12 protein-coding genes are annotated in these 10210 nt (G+C 57.0%); 10 read left to right on the top strand and 2 right to left on the bottom strand.

From position 1 onward, the window contains the following. The 5 genes from CO666_RS33025 to CO666_RS33005 form a co-directional block, all read left to right on the top strand. A partial coding sequence (locus tag CO666_RS33025; RefSeq protein WP_143540421.1) for an alpha/beta fold hydrolase occupies positions 1-579 on the top strand: 579 nt, incomplete at its 5' end. Between the two features lie 49 nt (positions 580-628). Next, positions 629-1384: an SDR family NAD(P)-dependent oxidoreductase gene (locus CO666_RS33020; RefSeq protein WP_097616128.1), complete on the top strand. Its 756-nt coding sequence runs from the start codon at positions 629-631 to the stop codon at positions 1382-1384. A 92-nt stretch (positions 1385-1476) separates the two neighbouring features. Continuing rightward, positions 1477-1884: a GlcG/HbpS family heme-binding protein gene (locus CO666_RS33015; protein ID WP_097616126.1), complete on the top strand. Its 408-nt coding sequence runs from the start codon at positions 1477-1479 to the stop codon at positions 1882-1884. A gap of 46 nt (positions 1885-1930) precedes the next feature. Further along, positions 1931-2380 carry an OsmC family protein gene (locus tag CO666_RS33010; RefSeq protein WP_097616124.1) on the top strand — a complete coding sequence of 150 codons (450 nt, stop codon included), beginning with the start codon at positions 1931-1933 and terminating at the stop codon, positions 2378-2380. Between the two features lie 15 nt (positions 2381-2395). Beyond that, positions 2396-2689, top strand: coding sequence for a putative quinol monooxygenase (locus CO666_RS33005; protein ID WP_097616122.1), 294 nt, complete (start codon positions 2396-2398; stop codon positions 2687-2689). Between the two features lie 36 nt (positions 2690-2725). On the opposite strand, the gene CO666_RS33000 is transcribed toward CO666_RS33005, so the two are convergent. After that, entirely contained in the window at positions 2726-3637 is a 912-nt protein-coding gene (locus CO666_RS33000; protein WP_097616130.1) for a LysR family transcriptional regulator, read from the bottom strand. A 105-nt stretch (positions 3638-3742) separates the two neighbouring features. Continuing rightward, complete coding sequence (locus CO666_RS32995; protein WP_097616120.1) at positions 3743-4573, bottom strand: putative hydro-lyase; 831 nt, start codon at positions 4571-4573, stop codon at positions 3743-3745. Positions 4574-4975: 402 nt separating this feature from the next. On the opposite strand from CO666_RS32995, the gene CO666_RS32990 reads away from it, so the two are divergent. The 5 genes from CO666_RS32990 to CO666_RS32970 form a co-directional block, all read left to right on the top strand. After that, positions 4976-6088 carry an extracellular solute-binding protein gene (locus tag CO666_RS32990; protein WP_097616118.1) on the top strand — a complete coding sequence of 371 codons (1113 nt, stop codon included), beginning with the start codon at positions 4976-4978 and terminating at the stop codon, positions 6086-6088. A 27-nt stretch (positions 6089-6115) separates the two neighbouring features. Then, positions 6116-7192 carry an ABC transporter ATP-binding protein gene (locus CO666_RS32985; protein WP_097616116.1) on the top strand — a complete coding sequence of 359 codons (1077 nt, stop codon included), beginning with the start codon at positions 6116-6118 and terminating at the stop codon, positions 7190-7192. Continuing rightward, positions 7185-8915, top strand: a complete 1731-nt coding sequence (locus CO666_RS32980; protein WP_097616114.1) for an ABC transporter permease subunit — start codon at positions 7185-7187, stop codon at positions 8913-8915. Before CO666_RS32985 ends, CO666_RS32980 begins: the two co-directional genes overlap by 8 nt. A gap of 28 nt (positions 8916-8943) precedes the next feature. Beyond that, entirely contained in the window at positions 8944-9828 is an 885-nt protein-coding gene (locus tag CO666_RS32975) for an alpha/beta fold hydrolase (RefSeq protein ID WP_097616112.1), read from the top strand. A gap of 146 nt (positions 9829-9974) precedes the next feature. Further along, positions 9975-10210: thiamine pyrophosphate-dependent enzyme (locus CO666_RS32970; protein ID WP_245436918.1), on the top strand; the 236-nt coding region annotated here is incomplete at its 3' end.

The following is a 10210-nucleotide window of genomic DNA, read 5'->3' as shown; positions in this document are numbered from 1 at the left end:
GAGATTGCCGTAGCGATCCAAGAGGCGGTCACCCCGATCGCTTCTGGAAAGATCCATCTGGTCGCGCACTCCTTCGGCGGCGCCATTGCTGCGGCTCTGGCAGCACGTCTGCCGTCGCGCATCGGATCGTTGACGCTGATCGCACCGATCGGCCTGAGCAAGCAGATCAGCCGGGACTTCCTTACCGACTTCATCGCAGCAGAACGCCGGCGCCCGCTGCAGAACGTCCTGGAGCGGCTGTTTGCCGATCCGTCCAAGATCACCAACGACATGGTCGAGGGCACATTGCGCTTCAAGCGGCTGGAAGGTGTTCCAGAAGCACTCTCGGCCATTGCCGACGCCATTGCCGACGACGGCGGCCAGAAGCAGTCGATCGGCGCCACGCTCAATGGCCTGTCATGCCCGGTGACGCTGATCTGGGGTGACCAGGACCAGATCGTGCCCGTGCCGCAGCAAGGCGAGATCCCCGCCAATGCGACCTTCGTCAACATCCCCGGGACCGGCCACATGCCCCAGATGGAAGCCGCATCAACCGTCAACGACGAAATCGTAAAGACCATCAAGCGGGGCGGCGCCTGAAGGCGCCGCAGCGCAGTCGGCCATTATGCGAAACAGGAAAGGGAATGCGATGTCAGGGCGTCTTTCAGGAAAACGGGTTTTGCTCACCGGTGGGGTTGCAAACATCGGCCTTGCGATCCTTGAGCAGTTCATTGCGGAAGGGGCCACCGTCAGCGTCGTAGATATCGACGCTGAGCGTGGCGCAGCCGTCGAGAAGCGTTTTGGCGGTGCGGTGAAGTTCATACGTGCCGATCTCTCGCAGGAAGCCGAGATCAAGGCAGCGATCTCTCAAGCGGCCGAATGGATGAAGGGCATCGATACGCTATGCCTCAACGCCGGCATCCAGCTTTCCGGCCGGCTGGAGGATTTCAGCACCGGTGACTGGGACAAGGTCTTTGCGATCAACGTGAGGGCAAATTTCATCTTCGTCCGCGAGTCGGTGCAGGAGCTCCGCAAATCCGGCAAGGCCTCCGTCGTGTTAATGTCGTCGCTTGCTGGAAAGCGCGGTGCGGCAGGCCTGCTTGCCTATTCATCATCGAAAGCTGCAGTCATTGGGCTTACAACAACTCTTGCGATCGAATTGGCGCGAGATGGAATCCGCGTCAATGCGGTATGCCCGGGCTGGATCGACACTCCCTTCAACCAGCCGGTGATCGATTTCATCGGTGGGCGGGAGAAGCAGGAATCGCTGGTGCCTCTGGTCATTCCGCTAGGCCGGCAGGCACGGGCGGAAGAAGTCGCTCCGCTGTTTGTTTTCCTTGCCTCGGACGAGTCGTCCTACGTGACGGCCCAATCGATCAATGTCGACGGCGGGATCTACAACTAGGCATAGAGCGGTCGATCGTCCGGATCGCTTCGACGAAAGCGGTCCAGTTCACTTGAGAGCTGATTTTCAGCAAATTTGATCGGGGAACCACCATGGTAAAAATCATCACACACGAAGAAGCTTTGAGTGCGATCGCGGCCGGTGCTGCGAAAGTCCGTGAAATCAAACAGCCGTCGTCGCTGGCTATTGTCGATATGGGCGGCAATCTGCTGGCCTTTCTCCGCGTTGATGATGCTGCTCTATCAACGGTCCAGATCGCGCAGAATAAGGCCTGGACAGCGCTTGCGTTGCGTTCGCCGAGTGGCCAATGGATGGAGCCGGTTCAGCCGAATGGGCCGCTTTACGGGCTGGAGTCTGTGGGAGCGCGTCCATTCGTCGTCTTCGGGGGCGGCCTTCCGATCGTCCACGATGGAAAAGTGGTCGGCGCCGTCGGCGTGTCGGGTGGCCCCGTCGATGACGACCTGACGATCGCCGAGGCAATGCTCTCGGTTTTCAAATAGCGGTAACCGGCCGAGAGTTCTGCATTTCCAGCAAGAGGTAACATCCATGTCAGAGCATATCGTTCGTCTTCAGTGGGAAGCTTCTCCGCATCCGAAGCAGCCGAAGACCTACAATCGCGACCACCAAGCGATTATTAGCCCGAGTGTAAACATTCCGGTTTCCGCCGCCGCAGAGTATCTTGGCAACGAGGCATTCGCCGATCCAGAACAGCTGCTGGTCAACGCGTTGGCGAGCTGCCACATGTTGTATTTTCTCGCCATCTGCGAAGGTAGCGGTTACCTAGTGAGCGCCTACGAGGACGAAGCTGCCGGCAAGGTTTCAAAGGGCCAGGACGGCGGAATGTGGGTTTCTGATATTGTTCTCAGACCTAAAGCATCTTTCAGCGGGGACAAGCAGCCCGATCGCGAGACTTTGCGACGCCTTCACGATCGCGCGCATAAGGGCTGCTTCATCGCCAATTCGATCAAGTGCCACGTATCAATCGATATTCAGTGACCGAAGGAGGAGAAGATGACTGACAAGCTTGTGGTGGTTGCAACCATCATTGCTCACGAAGGAAAGGAGCAAGCGGTCCGCGATGCACTGCTGACGCTCGTTCCAGCTGCAAAAACGGAGCCTGGTTTCGTCCAGTATGATCTCCACCAGTCGAAGGATCGGCCGGGCGAGTTCGTATTCTACGAGATCTGGGACGACGAAAAAGCCCTCGATGTCCACAATAACACGGATGCGATGAAGGCTTTCGGCGCCAAGAATGGTCACCTGTTCAAATCGGTGGCGCTCGAGAAATACACCCGCATTTCTTGACGGGTGTGCAGCTGGCCGGCCTCGCTGGCCAGCTTCTTAACGGGAAGGCCGTTTGCTTCCAACGGCGCCGTCGTTCGCAACTTCCTGTGCAAGTTTGGCAACCACACCGCTTAGCGGCATATCCGGACGAGGGATGAAGCTTGCTGTAAATGGGAGTACCGGCAGCGTCTCCTCATGGTTAAGCAGGCGGAGGTGGCCGCTCTGCAGGTGCTCGATTGCGACCTCCTTTGGAATTGCCGCAATACCCAAGCCGTCGAGGGTCATGCGAATGATCGATGACAGCGATGCGTTTGCGAATAGACGGACTCCTGTGGCGCCGGCCTTGCGAAAAAGTTCTTTCAATTCCGAGTGGGGTCGTGTGTGGCGGGCAAAAGTGATGATGGGATATTCGGCGAGCTTGCGAAGGCTTGCGCCGGCGCCAAGCGCCGGGAAATCTGAGCGGACGATGAAATCCAGGGAATAGCTGCAAAGGTGGACGTTCGTCACGTGACCGGCCGTCACCGGACCCATCATCAAGGCGACATCGATCGTATTGTTCAGTAGTGCCTCGGCGAGGCCGGCCGAAGCGTCGACGTCGATCTCCAACGTTATCCCAGGATACTCGACGCTGAGCCGTTTTAGAAGTTCAGGCAGCCAAGTGTGAACGATGGTGTCGGAAACGCCAAGATGCAAGTTGCCGTGTAGTGAACTATCGCCCGCGATTGCCGAGACAAGCTCCACGCGTAATGCGATCATTTGCTCGACGTATCGTAAAAGGTCGCGTCCTTTAGCCGTCAGATGACTGCCGTGCTTGTTGCGATCAAATAGCCTGACCTTCAGATCCTGTTCGAGCTGGGCAATTCGTGCCGAAACCGCTGGTTGCGTGGTGTGGAGCTTCTCGGCTGCGCGATTGAAACCGCCGGTTTGTGCGACGAAGTAGAAGGCCTCCAAGGTACGAAGATCAATCATGCCGTTCCCCCCGATGCGTGCGCGCTGGCGCAGAGAGCACAAGATGATAGCAGATCCTTCGTGTTCGTGGGCGAGCTCATCCGCGATGCCGACCCGATTGCGCAATCAAAAGTCGGGCACAGTGAAGCGAAATCTTCCAGTCATTAGATCATCATCGGGTATATCGGTGAGCAGCATGCACCCCGGTGAGTGCGTGATCGCGATGGGTGGCTTTGCGTTAGCGAGGGCCACTTGCGGCGTGACGCCGCACGCCCAGAAGACTGGGACTTCTCCTTCCCTGATTGGTACCGGATCGCCGTAGTCAGGACGCGTCACGTCGACGATCCCGATCGCGGACGGATCACCGAAATGAACCGGCGCGCCGTGAACCTGCGGCATCCGAGACGTGATCTCGATTGCGCGAATGGCGTCTGCGGGTTTCATCGGGCGCATCGAAGCAACGTATTGGCCGGAGAAGCGCCCTGCCGATATACATTCGATGTTAGTCTTATACATCGGCACGTTTGTGCCGAGTTCAATATGGCGGACATTAAGACCGGCAGTCAGTAGCGCCCATTCAAATGAGAATGAGCATCCGATCAGGAAGGACACGAAATCGTCCTGCCAAATATTTGCAATATTCTCCACTTCGCCGACCAAATTACCATTGCGGAAGATTCGGTAGCTCGGCACATCAGAACGAATATCGATGTCTTCCCCTGCGCCGGGCAACGACGGATCACCCGGCCGCCCCACGGCCAATAGCGGGCAGGGCTTTGGATTGGCCAAGCAGAAATTCAGGAAATCTTTCGCCCATTCTTTTGGCAGGATAACAAGATTGCCTTGTGCAAACCCTTTCGCCATTCCGGAGGTCTGGCCGCTGATGGCGCCGGATCTTGCTCCTGCACGAATGGCTTCCGGGGTGTGATCCGCAGCACTATTTGAAGACAGCAACACTCGTCGTTTCCTCGATGATCAAGAACTCTCAGCTTATTTGCTCGTCCAGAAGCGCATGCGTCAAATTATGAAATCGAATGCTCGGTGATAAATTTTTCTTATCGAACGATCGCTGGCCGAGCGATGTCTGGTGATCAGCATTGGTTATCACAGGACATCGTGAATCGCGATTTGACCGTCGGATGCAACAGCGAGAGGATGACCAAGCTGAATGGTTAGGAGGCCCTTCGGCAGATAGCCTGCCCGACCAGAGGACGTCCGGGCAGCACAAAAACATCCCCGTGAATATCCGCTAGGCCCAAATGATAGTTCGCAATGACATTTGGATCGATAACCGAACTGTCGTTAGTTAGGCTACTTCGCAGGTTCATTAGACCGAAGATAAAAAAGGGAACTCGTAAGATGACCAAAGATACGACACGCCTTACCGTCAGCCGTCGCCAGGTCCTAAAAGCTGGTAGCGGGCTCGCCGCCGCAAGCTTGTTTACACCCTTCCTTGCCTCTGCCGCACGTGCGGAGGAGGAGCCCATCACGCTACTGACCTGGGAAAGTTATGACGAGCCGGAATGGATCACCGAATGGGAAAAGGCGAATGGAACGAAGATCAAGCCGGTCATCATTTCTTCGCTCGACGAAGTTTTTGCGCAGCTTCAGTCCGGTGCGGTAAAGCCGGATGTGGTCTATTCAGAGGCCTCAACGGCGGGCCGCCTGAAGAAAGCCGGTCAGATTGCGCCGTTCGATCTATCGAAAGTCCCCAATGTCGCCAACATTCTTCCCGGGCTGAACTGGAAGGATCCGCTTTCGGTTGATGGTACGTTGATGGGCATCCCGCTGCATTGGGGTACACAGCCGCTTCAATATAATGCCGACGTCATCAAGGAAGCTCCGACGAGCTGGGCCGCCCTCTGGGACAAGAAATATCAGGGAAAGGTCACCATCTTTGACGATGCGACCGTCACAATCCCGATGATCGCGCTCTACGTCGGGGCGAAGGATCCCTTCAAACTTAGCGAGGACGAGTTTGGCGCGGTTACGAAGGCACTTCGTGAATTGCGCCAGCAGGTTCGCGTCGTCACCCGCGGCTTCGACGATGCGGCAAACGTCTATGCTTCGGGCGAAGCGCTTCTCGGATACTGCCACAACGTTACAGTCGTTAACACGCTGAAAAAGAAGGGCCTGAACGCGAAGTACTCGCTTCCGAAAGAGGGAACCCCTTCCTGGATCGAGGGAACCTATGTCACGCCCAAGGGACAGCGGGATATCGTCTACAAATTCCTGAATGATACGATGTCAGTCGAGTGGCAGACGCGGTTCATGAAATTCTCCGGCAGCAACGGCGTTCTGACGCCCGAGGCGGCGCGCGAGGCCGGCCTTACCGAGGAGGAACTCAAGAATACAAACATTCTCGACTCCGAGGATCCCGCATTCAAAAGCAACCTGGTGTTTTTCCGTGAGCCGGAAGATGTCGAGCGGCGCATCCAGATCTGGAATGACTTCCTCGCTGGTACGCTTTGAGCCGATACGTGAACGCGGAGAAGACAGATGGGTACCTCCCAGGCAACGGTGCTTTCGCTTGAAGGCGTCTCGAAAACCTATGACGGCGCAAACAAGCCAGCGCTCGACGACGTTTCCTTTGCCGTAAGAAGCGGAGAATTTTTTTCAATTCTCGGCCCGAGCGGTTCTGGAAAGACTACCATCTTGCGCACAGTTGCAGGCTTCGAACATCCGGATCGGGGTGCGATCACGATGTCGGGGCATGCCATGAACGGCGTTCCGCCGTTCAAGCGCGACGTACGCACTGTCTTTCAAAGCTATGCTCTTTTCCCGCACCTCACGGTGCGGGAAAATGTCGAATACCCACTACGGATGCGCGGCGATGCGAAATCCGGCCGATCTGCTGCGGCGATGGAAGCGCTCTCGCTCGTCGAGATGTCGGGGTTTGCCGACAGGCTTCCACATCAGCTGTCGGGCGGTCAGAGGCAGAGGGCGGCATTGGCAAGATCAATTGTCTCAAGGCCGAAGCTGCTGCTTCTCGACGAGCCCCTGGCGGCGTTGGATTTGCGGCTGCGCCAGCAGATGCAGCACACGCTCGTGGCTCTGCAAAAGGAGCTCGGCATTGCCTTCATGTATGTGACGCACGATCAGGGCGAAGCGCTGTCGATGTCGGATCGCGTGGTGGTGCTCAATGAAGGGAAGATCGCGCAGCTTGCGACACCGCGCGAAATCTATTTCGCGCCGAACAATGAATTCGTTTCTCGATTTGTGGGTCGGTCCAATCTCATCCCCCTGACATTTGAAGCCGCTGGAAACGGTATGGTCGCGCGCGTGGAGAATGTGACGCTGCCAGGTCTCGTCGCTTCACGCAGCGGCGCGGCGCGCATGGCGATCCGCTATGAGGCCGTTCAGGTCAGCGAAAGTGTTGCCACGCCATCTCCGGGTACACTTCGTGGAACGGTTGAAGACGTTCTCTTCATGGGAACGAGCTGCGAGGTCAATGTTCGCTGTGGCGCGATAAACGTGATCGGCCTGGTGCCTGCAGTCCACCATTCATCGCTCGAAGTCGGTCAGGCGGTGCAGGTCAAATTCGATCTGCAGAATACGCAGGTGTTCTATGACTGATAATGTCGCATCCAATCTCACGAAACCTTTGCAGGCTTCACCGCTGGGCTTCAAGATCAACCTCAATCTGGCCAGCCTGCCGGTCCTTGCCTGGCTGTTCCTGATCGTTGTCTTGCCGAATGTGCTCTTGATTGGGGTGAGCTTTCTCAAGACTTCGGGCGGGGTCATCCTCTTTGAACCATCGCTTGTAAACTACGCACGGATCTGGAACTCGGCCGGCTTTTGGGTTTTGCTGACGCGCACCTTGTCATTCAGCTTTCTTGGCTGCGTTCTCGCAACTGTCATCGCTTTTCCCCTGGCCTTTTACGTCGGTCGGGTGGCACGGCGCTATAAGACCCTGCTGACCGTGCTGGTTGTTCTGCCGCTCTGGATCAGCCTTCTGATGCGCATTTTTGCCTGGCGCATCATTCTTGGCCAGTCGGGCGTTCTCAACGCAGCCCTGGTGTCCAGCGGTATTCTCGATCAGCCGTCAGATGCCTTCCTTTATAGTCCGACCGCAGTCGTCATCGTATTTGCCTACATCTCAATCCCGTTCATTTTCATTTCGACAATGGGCGCTTTCGAGAAGATCCCCCGTGATCTGATTGAAGCGTCGCAAGATTCTGGCGCGACGCCAATCCAGACATTTCTCCATTTGATCTGGCCGTTGACCCGTCGCAACTTCGCCATCGGCTTTTCACTGGCGTTCCTCGTGACGGTCGGAGATTTCGTCACGCCAGCCATGATCGGCGGTATCGACGGCACGACGCTTGGTGTGGTGGTCTCCACTCAGTTCGGATTTGCAAACAACTGGCCCTATGGAGCGGCAGTTGCGGTTGCTCTCATGATGAGCGTAGCTCTCCTTCTCGGCATTATAATCACAATGCTGCCGACGAAGGGCGTGATGCTCAGTGAGGAGGCCGAAGGCACGTTGCCCGAGAGCAACTCTTTACGGCGCGGCATCGGTCGTCGGCTAGGGAGCGTTGGCGTTGTCGCGTCCATCCTCTATCTCTATGCGCCCCTCGCGATCATCGTTCTGTTTTCGTTCAATTCCGCTAACCTGCAGATCTTCCCGCTGCAGGGCGTTACCCTTCACTGGTATCAAGAACTCCTCCAGGATCAATCGTTGATGGAAGCGGCCCGGCGATCGGTGATCGTGGCACTCTGTGTCGTGACCATGTCGGTGATGTTGGGAACGATTTTCGCGCTGATCATTCATTATGCCAGATTGAAGGGCGCTCGCTTTTTCGAATTGGCCTTCGCACTGCCGATCGCCACGCCCGGCGTTGTTCTCGGGATCGAGATGGTGCTTGGCACGGAAATATTCTCGATTCCCTCCGGCGTCGCGCGAATTGTCATCGGTCAGATGAGTTTCGTCATGCCGGTGACGATGCTGCTGCTGCTTGTACGGCTGCGACGCCTCGATCCGAGTCTCATGGAAGCCTCGCTCGATCTTGGCGCCAATCGCTGGCAGAGCTTCGTCCATATCCTGCTTCCGATGATCCGCGGAACCATTGTCGCCGGTGCCTTTCTCGGGCTCACGCTGTCGGCCGACGATGTGATGGTGACCTTGTTCTTGTCGGGTGGCGCACCAACCCTTCCGATCTGGGTTTTCAACCAACTCCGCTTCGGCTTCACGCCCTCGGTGAATGCAATCTTCTCGCTGCTCCTCTTTGCGTGCCTCTTGGTCGTCGGTTTCGCCACATGGAGAACCAGCGCCAAACTCGCCAAGGCAGCGGCTTAATCGCTCGATAATCGACAGGAGGTTCACAATGGATATGCAGGACTGGCGCTTCAGTGGAATTGAAGGTTTCGGCCGCGGCTTTCTGACAGTCGACGGTGTTCGAATTCACTACGTCTCGGGAGGGCGGGCAGACGCAGCCACGATCGTCCTTTTCCCCGGTTTTCCGCAAAGCTGGTACGCTTGGCGTAAAATTCTGCCTGTGCTTGGCAAACGCTACCGGGTCATTGCGCCGGACCTTCCGGGACAGGGCGATTCTGATCGACCGCTGCGTGGATGTGATACGCTTTCGATCGCGCAGTTGATGCGGGAATTCACCAAAAAGCTCGGGATCGAGAAGCACTATCTGGCCGCTCATGATATTGGCGCATGGGTCGCCTATCCTTACGCGGCTTCCTATGGCGAGACGGTCCTTGGCCTCGCAATACTCGACACCGGCATCCCGGGCATCAGTCTGCCTGACACACTTCCGTGGTCCCCGGATACGGCGTGGCGAACCTGGCACGTGGGCTTTCATAATCTTCCTGATCTGCCCGAGGCTCTCATCAGGGACCGGGAAGACATTTACCTCAGATGGTTTTTGCAGCGCAAAGCAGCGAGCCCGGCGTATTTCTCTGAAGACGATTTCGACGAGTATTTGCGCGTTTTTCGCAACAATGGCCTGAAGGGCGGCCTGGCCTACTATCGCGCCATTTCCGAGTCGGCAGACCAGAACAGAGAGCTCAGCAGTCGAGGCAAACTCAACATGCCGGTTCTCGCAATTCGTGCCGATCAAGGCTCGATGCCGGATCTCGTAGCGCAATTGCAGAAAATCGCGACCAACGTCTCAGGCACTGCCATCGAGCAATGCGGCCATTATTTGGCTGAAGAGCAACCTGCGGCGCTCGCCGATGCGTTGATGCGTTTCTTTCCCTGACGCGTCGCCGCTGCATTGAACGCGTCCACCTCTCCCAAGACGGGTGGGACGAGCCGGATTGTGGATGTCGGGCGGACATCCACAATCCGGCACCGCAAGAAATGATGAACACCAAGTGGTCCCTCGAGGATCTGCGGGAGGAATATATGTCGGGCTTACAACTTTCTCAGGACAAGCTGCTCGAGGTCTATCGCAGCATGCGGATGATCCGCCGTTTCGAGGAGCGGGTGATGGACGAGATGGCGACCGGCGACATCCCGGGCAACACGCATCTTTATGCGGGCGAGGAGGCGAGCGCTGTCGGCATCTGCCTGCATCTGCGCGAGGACGACTACATCTCCTCGACCCATCGCGGTCACGGCCACTCGATCGCCAAGGGCGT

This window comes from Rhizobium chutanense, from assembly GCF_002531935.1.
In the GTDB taxonomy this organism is placed as follows: Bacteria; Pseudomonadota; Alphaproteobacteria; order Rhizobiales; family Rhizobiaceae; genus Rhizobium; species Rhizobium chutanense.
This window is presented reverse-complemented; position numbering and strand designations above follow the sequence as displayed.